General features: G+C 71.5%; 13 protein-coding genes. 10 read left to right on the top strand and 3 right to left on the bottom strand.

The window, feature by feature from the left end; all coding sequences use genetic code 11:
• Nucleotides 1-7: 7 nt before the first annotated feature.
• Nucleotides 8-1,489: an aldehyde dehydrogenase family protein gene (locus tag ACEY2A_RS05505; RefSeq protein ID WP_374929857.1), complete on the bottom strand. Its 1,482-nt coding sequence runs from the start codon at nucleotides 1,487-1,489 to the stop codon at nucleotides 8-10.
• 74 nt (nucleotides 1,490-1,563) lie between these two features.
• On the bottom strand, nucleotides 1,564-2,973 hold the full coding sequence (locus tag ACEY2A_RS05510; protein WP_374929858.1) for a GntP family permease: 1,410 nt from the start codon (nucleotides 2,971-2,973) through the stop codon (nucleotides 1,564-1,566).
• 91 nt (nucleotides 2,974-3,064) lie between these two features.
• Between ACEY2A_RS05510 and ACEY2A_RS05515 the strand changes: the two genes are divergently transcribed.
• The 3 genes from ACEY2A_RS05515 (at nucleotide 3,065) to ACEY2A_RS05525 (ending at nucleotide 6,405) form a co-directional block, all read left to right on the top strand.
• Entirely contained in the window at nucleotides 3,065-4,240 is a 1,176-nt protein-coding gene (locus ACEY2A_RS05515; protein ID WP_374929859.1) for a CaiB/BaiF CoA transferase family protein, read from the top strand.
• 100 nt (nucleotides 4,241-4,340) lie between these two features.
• Entirely contained in the window at nucleotides 4,341-5,387 is a 1,047-nt protein-coding gene (tdh, locus tag ACEY2A_RS05520; protein ID WP_374929860.1) for an L-threonine 3-dehydrogenase, read from the top strand.
• A gap of 94 nt (nucleotides 5,388-5,481) precedes the next feature.
• Entirely contained in the window at nucleotides 5,482-6,405 is a 924-nt protein-coding gene (locus tag ACEY2A_RS05525; RefSeq protein ID WP_374929861.1) for an exodeoxyribonuclease III, read from the top strand.
• 114 nt (nucleotides 6,406-6,519) lie between these two features.
• On the opposite strand, the gene ACEY2A_RS05530 is transcribed toward ACEY2A_RS05525, so the two are convergent.
• Nucleotides 6,520-7,956 (bottom strand): glyceraldehyde-3-phosphate dehydrogenase, encoded by a 1,437-nt coding sequence (locus ACEY2A_RS05530; RefSeq protein WP_374929862.1) that lies wholly within the window; start codon nucleotides 7,954-7,956, stop codon nucleotides 6,520-6,522.
• Between the two features lie 274 nt (nucleotides 7,957-8,230).
• Here ACEY2A_RS05530 and ACEY2A_RS05535 point away from each other — a divergent pair, with 274 nt between their 5' ends.
• The 7 genes from ACEY2A_RS05535 (at nucleotide 8,231) to ACEY2A_RS05565 (ending at nucleotide 15,896) form a co-directional block, all read left to right on the top strand.
• Nucleotides 8,231-8,551 carry a putative quinol monooxygenase gene (locus ACEY2A_RS05535; RefSeq protein WP_374929863.1) on the top strand — a complete coding sequence of 107 codons (321 nt, stop codon included), beginning with the start codon at nucleotides 8,231-8,233 and terminating at the stop codon, nucleotides 8,549-8,551.
• Between the two features lie 170 nt (nucleotides 8,552-8,721).
• Nucleotides 8,722-9,648, top strand: coding sequence for an ornithine carbamoyltransferase (gene argF, locus ACEY2A_RS05540; protein ID WP_374929864.1), 927 nt, complete (start codon nucleotides 8,722-8,724; stop codon nucleotides 9,646-9,648).
• Nucleotides 9,645-10,202 carry an arginine repressor gene (locus ACEY2A_RS05545; RefSeq protein ID WP_374929865.1) on the top strand — a complete coding sequence of 186 codons (558 nt, stop codon included), beginning with the start codon at nucleotides 9,645-9,647 and terminating at the stop codon, nucleotides 10,200-10,202. Before argF ends, ACEY2A_RS05545 begins: the two co-directional genes overlap by 4 nt.
• Nucleotides 10,199-11,632: an argininosuccinate synthase gene (gene argG, locus ACEY2A_RS05550; RefSeq protein WP_374929866.1), complete on the top strand. Its 1,434-nt coding sequence runs from the start codon at nucleotides 10,199-10,201 to the stop codon at nucleotides 11,630-11,632. Before ACEY2A_RS05545 ends, argG begins: the two co-directional genes overlap by 4 nt.
• A gap of 47 nt (nucleotides 11,633-11,679) precedes the next feature.
• A complete protein-coding gene (gene argH, locus ACEY2A_RS05555) occupies nucleotides 11,680-13,104 on the top strand; it encodes an argininosuccinate lyase (protein WP_374929867.1) in 1,425 nt (474 codons plus the stop codon).
• Between the two features lie 57 nt (nucleotides 13,105-13,161).
• Nucleotides 13,162-15,141, top strand: coding sequence for an ABC1 kinase family protein (locus ACEY2A_RS05560; protein WP_374929868.1), 1,980 nt, complete (start codon nucleotides 13,162-13,164; stop codon nucleotides 15,139-15,141).
• Between the two features lie 116 nt (nucleotides 15,142-15,257).
• On the top strand, nucleotides 15,258-15,896 hold the full coding sequence (locus tag ACEY2A_RS05565; RefSeq protein WP_374929869.1) for a hypothetical protein: 639 nt from the start codon (nucleotides 15,258-15,260) through the stop codon (nucleotides 15,894-15,896).
• Nucleotides 15,897-15,912 lie beyond the last annotated feature (16 nt).

The following is a 15,912-nucleotide window of genomic DNA, read 5'->3' on the forward strand; positions in this document are numbered from 1 at the left end:
TGGCCGCTCAGCCGAGCTTGACGTTGATCTGCTTGATCTGGGTGAAGCCCTCGAGCATCCCCTCCAGCGACGCCTCACGGCCCACGCCGGAGTCCTTCATGCCGCCGTAGGACTGCCCCGGGATCTGCCCGCCACCCTGGTTGACCTGCACCCACCCGGAGTCGATGCGGTGCGCGGTCCGCAGCGCGTCGTCCAGGTTCTTGGAGAACACGAACGCCGCCAGCCCGTAGTGCGAGTCGTTGGCCATCTCGACCACCTCGTCCACGTCCTTCCAGGTGATGACGCTCAACAGCGGCCCGAAGACCTCCTCGCGCGCCACCCGCCAGCTCGGGTCGACCTGCGACAGGATGATCGGCGCGTGGTAGAAGCCGGGCTCCCCCACCTGCAGGTCCTCCCGGCCGTCGTACTCCACCTTCACACCGTCCTGGGCCATGGCCTCGTCGATGAAGCCCTGCACGCGGTCGTACTGCTTGGCGTTGATGATGCAGCCGATGTCGGACGCCTCGTCGCGGGGGTCGCCGACGGTCATGCCCTTCGTACGCTCCACCATCTTGGCGAGGAACTCCTCGGCGATGTCCTCGTGCAGGAACACCCGCGAACCCGTGGTGCAGGACTGGCTCTGGCGCGCGAAGCGGGTAGCCAGCATCACCTGGTCCACCACCTCGTCGGTGCAGGAGTCGGGGAACACGATGCAGGGGCTCTTGCCCCCGAGCTCCAGCGACACGTGGGCCATGCGCTCGGTGGCCTTGCCGCCCACCATCTTGCCGATCTGCGACGACCCCGTGAACGACAGCTTGTCCACGCCCGGGTGGTTCACGAGCGCGTCGCCGATCTCCGCGCCGTACCCGGTGACCACGTTCAGCACGCCGGCCGGCAGGTGCTCGGCACAGATCTCCGCCATCTTCAGGATGGTCAGCGGGGCGTCCTCCGCGGCCTTCAGAACGATGGTGTTGCCCGCCGCCAGCGCCGCCGGCGTCTTGAACGCCGCGATGAGCAGCGGCGAGTTCCACGGCAGGATGCCGGCCACCACACCCAGCGGCTCACGGCGCGTGTACTGCAACGTGCCGTCGTCCGACGGGAGCGTGACGCCCTTGACCTCACCCGCGATGCCGGCGAAGTAGCGGAACAGTGCCACCAGCGTGCCGGCCTCCGGGCGGGCCTGCGTGCGGATCGCGTTGCCCGTGTCCAGCGCGGTCAGCTGCGCCAGCTCCTCGCTGGCCGCCTCCAGTGCGTCGGCGCACTTCAGCAGCGCCTTGGACCGCTCGGCGAAGGGCAGGGCCGCCCACGCCGGGAAGGCCGCGCGCGCCGCCTCGACGGCGCGATCCGCGTCGGCCTGCTGCGCCCGCGGCGTGGTGGCGATGGTGACATTCCGGTCGATGGGGGTGATCACCTCGAGGGTGGCACCGTCGACCGCATCGACCCACTCCCCGCCGATGAACATCTTGTACGGGGTGACCTCGAGGGTGGAGAGGTCCTTGAGCTCGGCCATGGTCGGCTCCTTCCGCGGGTCACCCCGCACCAGATGTGAACTGCGTCTCGCCCCAGTTTCGCAGAGGGGGTGGATCAGAACGAACCGACGGCCGACCCGAGGGCCAGAACCACCGCGAGGGCGACGATGGGGATCAGCACGCAGACCACGCCGATGTCCTTGTAGGACTGGCGGTGCGTCAGCCCCGTCACGGCCAGCACCGTGATGACGGCACCGTTGTGGGGCAAGGCGTCGAAGCCACCGGCGGCCAGGGAGGCCACGCGGTGCATGAACTCGGGATCGATGCCGACCTCGGCCGCCTTGGCGGCGTATTCCGCACCGAAGGCGTTCATGGCGATCGACAGACCACCGGAGGCCGAGCCGGTGATGCCCGCGACGATGTTGGTGGAGACCGCCAACGAGACCGCCGGGTTGGAGGACACCCCGAAGGCACCGTCGCGGATGATGGCGAAGGCGGGCAGGGCCGCGATGACGGCGCCGTAGCCGACTTCGGAGGCCGTGTTCATGATGGGCAGGAACGAGCTGGCGGCGCCCTGGTTGAGCAGCTTCTTGCGCTCACGCAGACGGTTCCAGTTCAGTGCCAGCACCAGCAGGCAGGCCACCAGCAGCGAGATGATGATGGCCCAGATGCCGCCGACCTTGTCGATGGACGTGGCCCTGAACTTCTCCTCGGCCAGGTACGAGAAGTCGAACAGGTCGAAGATGTAGCGCACCAGCAGGAAGTTCAGCGTGATGACCAGGACGATGGGGAGCATGGCCACCCAGAACGGAGTGGTGGTGGGCACCGCGACCTCCTCCTCCTGACCGATCCCGGTGGTCTGCTCACCCTGCATGAGGGCGCCGTCGTCGTACCCCTCGCCCTTGGCCCGTGCGGCCGCCACGCGACGGTTCAGGTAGACCACGCCGCCCACGTACATGATGGCGCCGGCGATGAGGCCCAGACCGGGTGCGGCGAACGCGTCGGTCTGGAAGTAGGGCGCCGGGATGGCGTTCTGGATTTGCGGGGTGCCAGGGATGGCGGTCATGGCGAAGGAGAACGAACCCAGGGCGATGGCGGCCGGCGCGAAGCGCTTGGGGATGCCCGCCTCCTGGAAGAGCTCGCGCGCGATGGGCCAGATGGCGAACACGACGACGAAGACCGTCACGCCGCCGTAGGCGAGGATGCCGCAGGCCGTCACCACGGCCAGCACGGCGTGCTTGGCACCGACCCGCTCCACGATGAAGCGCGCGATGGAGTAGGCCGAGCCCGAGTCGTTCATGAGCTTGCCGAACAACGCACCGAGCAGGAACAGCGGGAAGTAGGTGATGAGGAAGCCACCCATGGCCGGCATGAACACCTGGGTGTACATGGCCATGAGCGGTGCACCTGCGAAGATGCCGGCCACCAGGGCCGTGACCGGGGCCAGCAGGATGATGCTGTAGCCCTTGTAGGCGAAGTAGATGAGCAGTGCCAGCGAGAGCACCACTCCGATCAGTCCGAGCACGGGGGCCTTCTTTCAGTGAGGGGTCCAGGCCACGTAGTGTCGTACATCACGCACAGCGAGACCCACCCAGCCCTGCAGGTAGGAGCAGATCGTGCCCGGAGCGTTACAGAACATCACCGTCATCGACCTGACCCGGGCCCTCGCCGGCCCCCACGCGGCCCAGATGCTGGGCGACCAGGGCGCGCGCGTCATCAAGGTGGAGACCCCCGGCACCGGGGACGACACCCGCTCCTGGGGCCCGCCCTTCGTCGGGGACGACGAGCACATCAGCACCTACTACCTCTCCTGCAACCGCAACAAGGAGTCCATCGCGCTGAACCTCAAGGACGACGCCGACAAGGCTGTTCTGGAGGGCATGGTCCGCAAGGCCGACGTGCTGATGGAGAACTTCCGCACCGGCGTGATGGACCGGCTCGGGTTCTCGATGGAGCGGCTGGCCGAGCTGAACCCGCGCCTGGTGGTGCTGAGCATCAGCGGCTTCGGCCACGACGGCCCCGAGGGCGGGCGCCCCGGGTACGACCAGATCGCCCAAGGTGAGGCCGGGCTGATGAGCCTGACCGGCTCCGGACCGGACGACCCGCAGCGGGTGGGCACCCCCATCGGCGACCTGTTGGCCGGCATCCACGGCGCCTACGGCGTGATGACCGCGCTGTACGAGCGGGAGCGGACCGGCCGCGGCCAGGTGGTGCGCACCTCGCTGCTCGCCAGCATCGTGGGCGTGCACGCCTTCCAGGGCACCCGGTGGACCGTGGCGCAGGAGATTCCCGCCGCCCAGGGCAACCACCACCCGAGCATCACGCCCTACGGCCTGTTCCACTGCGCGGACGGGTCGGTGCAGATCTCGTGCGGCAACGAGACCCTCTGGCAGAAGCTGTGTGCAGAGTTCGGACTGGACCCGGCTGCCGAGGGCATGGCGACCAACGCCGAGCGCAACGCGAACCGGCCAGCCGTCATCGCCGCCGTGGAGGGTGCGTTCGCGGACGTGACCGCCGAGGACCTGCTGGCACGGCTCGGCGCCGCGGGCATCCCCAGCGGCAAGGTGCGGACCCTGGACGAGGTCTACGCGTGGGAGCAGACCCGTTCGCAGGGGCTGCTGGCCCAGGTGGAGCACCCGGTGCTGGGCGACATCCAGCTGCCCGGGCCGCCGCTGCGCTTCTTCGACGTGGCCGACGGCGCCCAGACCGAGACCACCCGCACCGCGCACACCGCTCCCCCGGCCCTGGATGCCGATGGGGATGCCGTGCGCGCCTGGGCACTCGACGGCTGAGCCCGTGGGCGGTCGGGCGCCCCGGGCTGGCCGCCCACCTCGTGGCCGGACGACGTGATGGGATGGGGACGCTCACGTCATCGATGCCGATAGGACCCCCATGCGCGCGCTCGCCAAGACCTCCCCCGGCCCCGGCCTCCAGCTCATCGACGCCCCGGAGCCCTCCGCAGGCGTGGGTGAGGTGAAGATCCGGGTGGAGCGCGCCGGCCTGTGCGGCACGGACCTCCACCTGGAGGGCTGGGACGAGTGGGCCGAGGGCGCCATGACCCTGCCGCAGATCATCGGGCACGAGTTCTTCGGTGAGATCGTCGAGCTCGGGGACGGCGTGGAGGACCGCGGTGACCTGGCCGTGGGCGACAAGGTCTCCGGCGAGGGCCACATCGTGTGCGGCGTGTGCCGCAACTGCCGCGCCGGCGCCCGCCACCTGTGCCGCAACACCCTCGGCGTCGGCGTGAACCGCGACGGCGCGTTCGCCGACTACGTCGTGATCCCCGCCGAGAACGCGTGGAAGCAGCCGGACTGGGTGGACGCCGACCTGGGCGCCCTGTTCGACCCGCTGGGCAACGCCATCCACACCGCGCTGAAGTTCCCGCTGGCCGCCGAGGACGTGCTGGTGACCGGGTCCGGGCCCATCGGCGTGATGGCCGTGGCTGTCGCCCAGGCCGTGGGCGCCCGCTACGTGGTGGCCACCGATGTGAACGACGAGCGCCTGGAGCTGGCCAGGGCCGCCGGTGCCGACCTGACCGTGAACGTCTCTCAGACCCGCATCGCCGACGCCATGGCCGAGCTGGGCATGAAGGAGGGCTTCGACGTGTGCCTGGAGATGTCGGGCCACGGGTCCGCGGTGCGCGAGGCCATCGACACCATGAACCACGGCGGCGCCATCGCGATGCTGGGCCTGCCCGGCCAGGGCTACGAGGTGGACTGGGGCAAGGTCATCACCCACATGCTCACGCTGCAGGGCATCTACGGCCGGGAGATGTTCGAGACCTGGTACAAGATGACCCAGCTGCTGCAGGACAACCCCACCCTGGTGGAGCACGTGCGCAGCGTGGTGACCCACCGGTTCGCCGCCGAGGACTGGCAGGAGGCCTTCGACACCGCGCGCTCCGGCAAGTGCGGCAAGGTGCTGCTGGACTGGAGCTGAGCCGGGGCCGTCACCCCCACCCAGCGCCAAGCACCCCGGGTCCTCACTCCGGGGCCTGACACCGAGGCAGCGAGACGGCTGAGAGAATTCCCCGATGCGGATCGCGAGCTTCAACGTCAACGGCATCCGGGCCTGTCAGACCCGGGGATTCGAGCAGTGGCTGGCCCGTCGCCAGCCCGATGTGGTGTCCCTGCAGGAGGTGCGCTGCCCGGTCGGCCTGCTGCCGTCCGGGGTCTTCGGTGAGTACCACCTGTCCTACGACCCCGGCGACCGCGCCGGCCGCAGCGGCGTGGCCGTGCTCACCCGTGAGGCACCCGCGGCCGTGCGGACCTTCGGGGCCCCGGTGCTGCGCCGGGCGCCGGGTGAGGAGCACACGGAGCTCACCGAGCCCGATGCGGGGCCGACCCTGCCGCGGGAGCTCAAGGAGTTCGCCGGCGAGGGCCGCTACATCGAGGTGGACCTGGCCGATGCCCCGGTGACCGTGGCCTCGCTCTACCTGCCCAAGGGTGGGCTGCCGGCGGACCTGCAGGAGAAGATGGCCAAGCGCATGCGGGAGGCCCCCGACGGCGGCGCGAAGTACGACCGCAAGATGCGCTTCCTGGCCGGGTTCGCCAAGCAGCTGGACCGCTCCCGCAAGGCGGCCGCCGCGGCCGGGCGGGAGTTCGTGGTGATGGGCGACTTCAACGTGGCCCACACGGAGCGAGACGTGAAGAACTGGCGGGGCAACAAGAACTCCGAGGGCTTCCTGCCGTCCGAGCGCGAGTGGTTCGGCTCGATCCTCTCCCCCCGCACGCTGGTCGACGTGGTGCGCTCCCAGTACCCCGACACCGACGGGCCCTACGCCTGGTGGTCCTGGATGGGCCAGGCCTTCGAGCGGGACACCGGGTGGCGGATCGACTACCACCTGGCCACGCCCACGCTGGCACGCAGCGTGGAGTCCGCCGGGGTGGACAAGGAGCCCAGCCGGGCCGAGCGCCTCTCTGACCACGCGCCGGTGGTGGTGGACTACCGGCTCTGATGCGGGTGGCTGGCGGCGCGCACGGCCGGGGCTCACCCCATCGAGCCGCCGGCACACGAGAAGGGGCGCCCCGGACCAGCTGGTCCGGGGCGCCCGTCGTGGTGTGGGTCGGCGTCAGGCCTTGGGGAAGGCCGGCGGGTGGGCTGCCGCCATCTCCTCCACCACGCGCACGACCTGGCAGGAGTAGCCGTACTCGTTGTCGTACCAGACGTACAGCACCACGCGGTCGTCACCGGTGGCGATGGTGGCGCGGCCGTCCACGATGCCGGCGTGGCGGTTGCCCACCAGGTCGGTGGAGACGATCTCCGGGGAGTCCACGTAGTCGATCTGCGAGTGCAGCGGGCCGTAGAGGGAGGCGCTGCGCAGGAACTCGTTGAGTTCCTCACGTGTGACCTGCTTGCCCAGGGTCAGGTTGAGCACGGCCATGGACACGTCCGGGGTGGGGACGCGGATGGCGTTGCCCGTGAGCTTGCCCTCGAGCTGCGGCAGGGCCTTCGAGACGGCCTTGGCGGCACCGGTCTCGGTGAGCACCATGTTCAGCACCGCGGAACGGCCACGACGCTCGCCCTTGTGGTAGTTGTCGATGAGGTTCTGGTCGTTGGTGAACGCGTGCACCGTCTCGACGTGGCCGCCCACGACACCGTACTCCGCATCGAGCAGCGCCAGCACCGGGGTGATGGCGTTGGTGGTGCAGGAGGCGGCGGAGACGATCTTCTCGTCGGCGATCATCTCGTTGTTCACGCCGTGCACGATGTTGGGCATGTTGCCCTTGCCGGGGGCCGTGAGCAGCACGCGGGAGACACCCTTGCTCTGCAGGTGCTTGGACAGGCCCTCGACGTCGCGCCAGGCGCCGGTGTTGTCGATGACGATCGCGTCGTTGATGCCGTAGGCCGTGTAGTCGATCTCGCTGGGGTCGTTCGCGTAGATCATGGCGATCTCGGTGCCGTTGGCCGTGATGGTGCGGTTCTCCTCGTCCACCGTGATGGTGCCCTGGAAGGAGCCGTGCACGGAGTCGCGGCGCAGCAGGGAGGCACGCTTCTCGAGGTCGTTCTCGGCCTTGCCCTTGCGGGTGACGATGGCGCGCAGCACCAAGCCGGAGGCCAGGCCCTCGTGGTCCACGAGGATGCGGGCCAGCAGGCGGCCGATGCGGCCGAAGCCGTAGAGCACCACGTCGCGCTGGGCCGCCTCGGCGGAGCCTCCGGCGATCTCCTTCAGCTCCTCGGCCAGGAAGGCCTGCAGGTCGCCGGAGCCGGACTCGGTGTACTTGCGGTGCAGGCGCGCCACGTCGATGGAGGCACGGCCGGGCTTCAGCTCGGCGATGGCCTCCACCATCGGCAGGGTGTCGCCGACCTCGAGCTCCACGTCGTCGATGCGGCGGGCGAAGCGGTGGGCCTTGATGATGTCGATGGCGCCCCGGCGGAACAGCGGGCGACCGTGGACGGAGGTCACCACCCCGTTCTCGCGGTAGAGGCGGCCCACGAGCGGGACGAGGGCCTCGGCACAGGCCTCTCGGGAGTCCCAGGTGGTGCGGTGGTCGTCTGCGGTCGTCACGTCGATGTCGTCCTTCGCGTCGAGGGCGTGCGGGGCGGTCGGCCCGGGGTCAGGTCAGCGCTCCCACCGGCGCTGCGGACCCCTGCCCCACCCTGCGCGGCAGGGCACGGAGACGGTCGATGCGCGGCGTTGCGCAGACGGTGTGAGTCTAGCGGGGTCGGGCGTGTGCCCCGGACGATGCGGGGGTGACGCTCCCCGCATCGGGACGGGTGGGGTGAGGGCAGCGGCGGGTGACGCTCCCCCATCGGGACGGCATGTCTGAGATGCTGGGCGCATGATCCTGATCAACGTGAAGTTCCCCGTGAAGCCCGAGCACGCCGACGACTGGCCGGAGATCAGCCGCGCGTTCACCGAGGCGACCCGTGCCGAGCCGGGCAACAAGTGGTTCGAGTGGTACCGCAGCGTGGAGGAGCCGACCACGTACGTGCTGATCGAGGCGTTCGAGGACGACGCCGCCGAGGCCCACGTGAACTCCGAGCACTTCGTGACCATGCAGGAGCATTTCCCGCAGTACCTGTCCGCGACGCCGCAGATCGTCTCCGAGCAGGTCGAGTCCGACGGCTGGGGCCCGATGGGTGAGATCCAGGTCGACTGACGGCGGTCGGCCCACCAGCGACGAACCGATGCGGGATGGGGTGTGGGCCAAGCACGGCCGGCTGGGATGGGACGACTGACGGCGGATCCGGGCGGCTGGGTCGGGCCGCGGCATGCAGGCACACTGCATGTTTTTGCACACCGCCGTGAATCTATGTACTGTCGCGCCCCATGACGCGCCACCTCCTCCGCGACGACGACCTCTCCCCGGCCGAGCAGGCCGAGGTCCTGGCCCTCGCCCCCAGGCTGAAGGCCCAGCCGTTCACCCACAAGCCCCTGCAGGGCCCGGTCACGGTGGCCACCATCTACGACCGCCCCACCCTGCGGACCCAGCTGTCCTTCGCCGCCGGCGTCGCCGAACTGGGCGGCCACGAGTTCGCCATCGACGCGGGCCTGGCCGCCGCCGGCACGCGCGAGTCCATCCCCGACGTGGCCCGCGTCATCGGGCGACAGGCCGGCCTCCTCGTGTGGCGCACCGCCGAGCAGGCCCACCTCGAGGAGATGGCGCAGCACGCCGGCATCCCGGTGGTCAACGCCCTCACCGACCTCTTCCACCCCTGCCAGCTGCTCGCGGACCTGCAGACCGTCACCGAGCACAAGGGCACACCCGCCGGCCTCACCGTGACCTTCCTGGGCGACGGCAGCTGCAACATGGGCCACTCGTGGATCCTCGCCGGCACCACCGCGGGCATGCACATCCGCATCAGCTCGCCGGCCGGCCACGCCCCGCTCCCGGAGATCGTCCAGCGCGGGCAGGAGATCGCCGCCGCCACCGGGGGGTCGATCACCCTGGTCGACGACCCGGTCGATGCGGTGGGCGGCGCCGACGTGGTGGTCACCGACACCTGGGTCTCCATGGGGCGCGAGGACGAGGAGTCCGACCGGTTGGCCACCTTCCGGCCGTGGTCGCTCACCCCGGAGCTGCTCGGGCACGCGGCCGCGGATGCCATCGTGTTGCACTGCCTGCCGGCGCACCGCGGCCTGGAGATCTCCCCCGAGGTCATCGACGGCCCCGCCAGCGTCGTGTGGGACGAGGCCGAGAACCGCCGCCACGCCCAGAAGGCGCTGCTGGCCTGGCTGTGGGAGCGTCGGGCATGACCAGCACCCCCTCGACCAAGCAGGCCCGGCAGCGCCGCATCGTGGAGGTGCTGGAGCAGCACCTGGTGCACTCGCAGGCCGAGCTCGCCGAGCTGTTGGGCACCTACGGGCTGCGGGTCACCCAGGCCACGCTCTCGCGGGACCTCGACGAGCTGGGCGCGTTCAAGGTGCGGGCCACCTCCGGCTCGCTGGTGTACGCCGTGCCCGCCGAGGGCGGTGACCCCACCCCCACCCTGGCCCGCGAGGGTGCGGCGGCCGTCGCCCACGTCCGCCGCCTGGCCGGCGAGCTGCTGGTCAGCGCAGAGCACAGCGGCAACCAGGTGGTGCTGCGCACTCCCCCGGGCGCCGCCCAGTACCTGGCCAGCGCGTTCGACCGGGCCGGCCTCGATGACGTGCTCGGCACCATCGCCGGCGACGACACCGTGCTGCTGATCTGCCGCGACCCGCACGGCGGCGAGCGCCTGGCGCGACGCTGCCTCGAGCTCGGGGAGGGCACCGACAACGCCCCGACACCCCCGACATGTCCGACCCCGACGAAGGAGATCCACCCATGAGCAAGGTCCTGACCACCCTCCCGGTCGGCGAGCGCGTCGGCATCGCGTTCTCCGGCGGACTGGACACCTCGGTGGCCGTCGCCTGGATGCGGGAGAAGGGCGCCATCCCCTGCACCTACACGGCCGACCTCGGGCAGTACGACGAGGCCGACATCGCCGGCGTGCCGGACCGCGCCACGCAGTACGGCGGCGAGATCGCCCGCTCCGTGGACTGCCGGCAGGCCCTCGTCGAGGAGGGCTTCGCCGCCCTGGCCTGCGGCGCCTTCCACATCCGCTCCGGGGGCCGCACCTACTTCAACACCACCCCCATCGGCCGCGCCGTGACCGGCACCCTGCTGGTGCGCGCCATGCAGGCCGATGGGGTGGACGTCTGGGGCGACGGGTCCACCTTCAAGGGCAACGACATCGAGCGCTTCTACCGCTACGGGCTCATGACCAACCCGGACCTGCGCATCTACAAGCCCTGGCTGGACCCGCAGTTCGTCTCGGAGCTGGGCGGCCGCACGGAGATGAGCCAGTGGCTCACCGAGCGCGACCTGCCCTACCGGGACTCCCAGGAGAAGGCCTACTCCACCGACGCCAACATCTGGGGTGCCACCCACGAGGCGAAGAGCCTGGAGCACCTGGACGTCAGCCTGGAGGCTGTCGAGCCGATCATGGGCGTGCGCTTCTGGGACCCGGAGGTGCAGATCGAGACCGAGGACGTGACCGTGCGCTTCGAGGCCGGACGCCCGGTGGCGATCAACGGCCGGGAGCTGGACCCGGTGGCCCTGGTGCTGGAGGCCAACGCCATCGGCGGGCGCCACGGGCTGGGCATGAGCGACCAGATCGAGAACCGCATCATCGAGGCGAAGTCCCGCGGCGTCTACGAGGCGCCGGGTATGGCCCTGCTGTTCGCCACCTACGAGCGGCTGCTCAACGCGGTGCACAACGAGGACACCATCGCGCAGTACCACGCCGACGGCCGGCGGCTGGGGCGGCTGCTCTACGAGGGGCGCTGGCTGGACCCGCAGGCGCTGATGATCCGCGAGGCGCAGCAGCGGTGGGTGGCCTCGCTGGTGACCGGCGAGGTGACGCTGCGGCTGCGCCGGGGGGAGGACTACACCATCGTGTCGACCCGCGGGGAGAACTTCTCGTACCACCCGGACAAGCTCTCCATGGAGCGCACCGAGAACGCGGCGTTCGGCCCGATGGACCGCATCGGCCAGCTCACGATGCGGAACCTCGACATCGCCGACTCCCGCGCGGCGCTGGAGCTGTACGCCCTGCAGCCGGAGGACCAGGGCCACGTGGCGGTGCAGGAGGGCAACCTGCTGGGCACGCTGGAGGCCGGTGGTGCCGACCGCATCAGCAGCAACCCGGCCGCGCGGAACGTGGACGAGCTGGACGACGCGCTGGACGCCGCCGCGATGGAGTACGGGGCCGACTGAGCGGACCCCGGCCCCCGCCCCGACCGACCCGACCGACGAGGACCCCCGTGACCGACAAGCAGACCCCGACCAACACCGGTGCCCTGTGGGGTGGGCGGTTCGCCAGCGGGCCCAGCCCCGAGCTGCAGGCCCTCTCGCGCAGCACGCACTTCGACTGGCGGCTGGTGCCCCACGACCTGGCGGGCTCGCGCGCGCACGCACGCGCCCTGCATCGGGCCGGGTTGCTGGACGAGGCCACCCACGCCGAGCTGCAGCGCGGGCTGGACGCGCTGGGAGAGCGCTACGCCGCTGGCGAGCTGCGCCCGGGCCCGGGCGACGAGGACGTGCACGGCGCCTTGGAGCGGCTGCTCCTGGAGGAGGTCGGGCCGGAGGTCGGCGGGCGCCTGCGGGCCGGGCGGTCACGCAACGACCAGGTGGCCACGCTGTTCCGGATGTTCCTGCGTGAGCACGCCCGGGTGATCGCCGGGCAGGTGCTCGACCTCGTCGAGGCGCTGGTCGCCCAGGCCGAGCAGCACCTGGGGGCGCCGATGCCGGGACGCACCCACCTGCAGTCCGCCCAGCCCGTCCTGCTCTCCCACCACCTGCTGGCCCACGCGTGGCCGCTGCTGCGCGACGTGGAGCGGCTGGCCGACTGGGACGTCCGGGCCGACGCCTCACCCTACGGGGGCGGTGCCCTGGCCGGGGCGTCGCTGGGGCTGGACCCCCACGCCATCGCATCCGAGCTCGGGTTCAGCGGCACCTGTGCGAACTCCATCGACGGCACGGCCTCGCGGGACTTCGCGGCCGAGTTCGCGTTCGTGACGGCGATGATCGGGGTGGACCTCTCCCGGGTCTCCGAGGAGGTCATCCTGTGGGCCACCAAGGAGTTCGGGTTCGCGCGGCTGCACGACGCGTGGTCCACCGGGTCGAGCATCATGCCGCAGAAGAAGAACCCGGACATCGCCGAGCTGGCGCGGGGGAAGTCGGGCCGCTTGGTGGGCAACCTCACGGGGCTGCTGACCACACTGAAGGCGCTGCCGCTGGCGTACAACCGAGACCTGCAGGAGGACAAGGAGCCGGTGTTCGACTCCGTGGACACCCTGGAGGTGCTGCTGCCCGCCTTCACTGGGCAGGTGGCGACTCTGGAGTTCGACACCGCACGGATGGCGGAGCTGGCCGGGCAGGGCTTCTCGCTGGCCACCGACGTGGCCGAGTGGCTGGTGCGCCAGCAGGTGCCCTTCCGCGAGGCCCACGAGATCGCCGGGGCGTGCGTGCGCCTCTGCGAGGAGCGCGGCATCGAGCTGGACGAGATGAGCGATGCGGACCTCGCCGGCATCGACGAGCGCCTCACCCCCGAGGTGCGGGAGGTGCTGACCGTGGCCGGGTCGATTGACTCGCGCGACGGCGTCGGCGGCACGGCGACGGCGCGCGTGGCCGAGCAGCTCGAGGCGGCTCGGGCCGAGCTGGCGCGACACCGGGAGTGGCTGGCCTGAGCGGGAGGCGCTCCCGGGTTGAGGTGGGCGCTCCCCCACCACTGGCAGACTGCGTCCATGGAACCCCTCTGGGTGGCTCTGGCGCTGGTGGCGCACACGGTGCTCCTGGCCGTGGTCATGCGCCGGTTCCTCGGCATCCCCGTCGGCTGGCTGCGGACCGCGCTGGTGGCCGGCACGCTGATGCTCACCGGTGGCGCGGTCCTCACCTCGCTGGGCACCGACCTCGGTCTCGTGGTCGACGGCGGCAGCCCCGCGCCCGGCGTGTCGCCCCTGGCCCTAACCCTGGTCATCGTCCTGCTCGGCGCCTGGTGGGTGGCCCTGGGGATGGGTCTGCTGCTCGTGGCCGAGCTCGTCGCGCCCTCCAACCAGGGCCCCGGGCCGATCTCGGTGGTGCGGGGGACCCCCGGCTGGGTCCGCCGCAACCGGCGGTACGCCACCGTCACCACCATCGCCGCACGCCACGGGCTGGGGGGATTCCTCCGGCCCGGCACGCACGCACGGACCGGCCCCGACGAGGCGCCCCGGATCGCCCGGGCGCTGCGCCTGGCCCTGACCGATGCCGGGGTCACCTTCGTGAAGCTGGGGCAGATGCTGGCCACCCGCCCCGACTTGGTTGGCACGGAGTTCGCCCAGGAGCTGGGCCGACTCCAGGCCGACGTCGCCGCCGAGGACTGGGCCACCATCGAGGCAGTGATCGATGCCGAGCTGGGCCGGCCGCACGGGGAGGTGTTCGCCACCGTGGAGCACGAGCCCCTGGCTGCGGCATCCGTCGGGCAGGTCCACGCGGCGACGCTGCGGGACGGACGGGCGGTGGTGCTCAAGGTGCAACGACCCCGCGCCCGGGAGCAGGCGCGGGCCGACGTCGACATCATCCTGCGCCTGGCGGACACGCTCACCCGGCGTGCCCAGTGGGCCCGCGATCTCGACCTGAACGGGCTCGCCCGCGGCTTCGTCGACTCCCTCGAGGAGGAGCTGGACTACCGGACAGAGGCGGCGAACACCCGGGCCGTGGCGGCCACCCTGCCGGCCGACGGGCACATCCGCGTCCCCAGGGTCGAGGAGGACCTGACCACCAGCCGGTTGCTGGTCATGGAGCGCATGGATGGGCTGCCGCTGAGCCGTGCCCGCCGGGAGGTCGCGGCCGTCGAGCCGCAGCACCGGGCCGCGCTGGCCGACGAGCTGCTCGGGCTCGTGCTGCGCCAGGTGGTGGAGCACGGGGTGTTCCACGCCGACCTGCACGGCGGGAACGTGCTGCTGCAGCCCGGCGGCACCCTCGCGCTGCTCGACCTGGGCTCGGTGGGGCGGCTCGACCGCGCGTCGCGGGAGGCGCTGGGGCGGCTGCTGCTGGCCTTCGAGACCGATGACGGCATCGCCGCCACCGACGCGCTGCTGGACGTCCTGGACCGTCCGGCCACGCTGGACGACCGCGCCCTGGAGCGGGAGGTGGGCCAGCTGGTGACCCGCCACCGCCTGGCGGGTGGGAGCCGGGCGCTGTTCACCGACCTGCTGCGGCTGGTGACCACCCACGGGCTGCGCGTGCCGCCCCAGCTGGCGGCGGCCTTTCGCGCGCTGGGCGCCCTGGAGGGGACCCTCACCGAGCTGGATCCCCGGGTGGACCTCGTGGACGCCTCGCGCCGACTGGGCCGGGAGATCGGTCGGGAGCGGATGGCCCCCGGCGCCGTGCGGGACGAGCTGACGATGCAGCTGGGCCGGTTGGTGCCCGTGCTCGAGCGGCTGCCCCGTCGGGTGGAGGACCTCACGCGGCAGGCCGGCGACGGGCAGCTCACCCTGCGGCTGCGGATGCTGGACCACCCGGACGACCGGGCCTTCCTGGCCGGGCTGGTGCACCAGGTCACCACCGCCCTGGTGACCCTAGCGTGCACGGTGCTGGCGCTGGGGTTGCTGCTGGCCCCCGGTGGGCCCGAGGTACTGCCGGGTCTGCGGCTCCTCCCGCTCCTGGGCAGCGGCTTCCTTCTGGTGGCCTTCAGCCTGGCCGCCCGGGTGCTGGCGCAGGCCTTCACCAGCCGCCCGGGCTGAGGCTGTGGCGGGCGGCGGCTCGGCGGGTGCGCGTCCCCGCATCGAGGCGTGTCGTCCGCGGGCAGATCGCCTTGGCCGCCGGCCCTGCCAGCACCCCGGTGGTGCACACTGCCCGGATGGACGACGCTGAGTTCCTCGCCCTCTACGGCGACTGGGCACCCCGGACGCCGAACGACGTGGCCCGGCTGTTCGACGGGTACGACGGGTTGTGGTGGGTGGCTGGCGGTTGGGCGCTGGAGGCGTTCAGCGGTAAGACCCGGCAGCACGGTGACATCGACCCCGGCGTCCTGCTGAGCGACCTACCAACACTGCGCCTCCACCTCGCCCGCAAGGGCCTCCACGTCTGGTGCGCCGCTGCCGGGGCGCTGAGTCCCCTGCTGCCCGACGACCGCCCCGAGGGTGGGCCGGAGGTGCTGCCGACCGGGTGCGGCCAGTTCTGGCTGCGCCGTGACGGCCGCAGCCCGTGGGAGTACGACGTGCTCCTCTCCCCCGGCACGCCCGAGGAGTGGGTGTACAAGCGGGACGACCGCATCCGGATGCCGATGGACGAGGCCCTGTGGGAGCTCGACGGCATCCGCTACCTGCAACCCCACCTGCAGCTGCTGCTCAAGGCCAAGGGCGACCGGGACAAGGACCGGGCCGATCTGGCGGCCTGCCTGCCCCGCATGTCGGGGGCCCAGCGGTCGTGGCTGGCGGGGGCCCTCGACCTGGCCCACCCGGGGCACCGGTGGCAGGAGCTGCTCGACGCTGAGTGAGCGGACTCCGCCGAGG

Origin of the sequence: Kytococcus sedentarius (assembly GCF_041937525.1) — a bacterium.
Taxonomy (GTDB): domain Bacteria; phylum Actinomycetota; class Actinomycetes; order Actinomycetales; family Dermatophilaceae; genus Kytococcus; species Kytococcus sedentarius_A.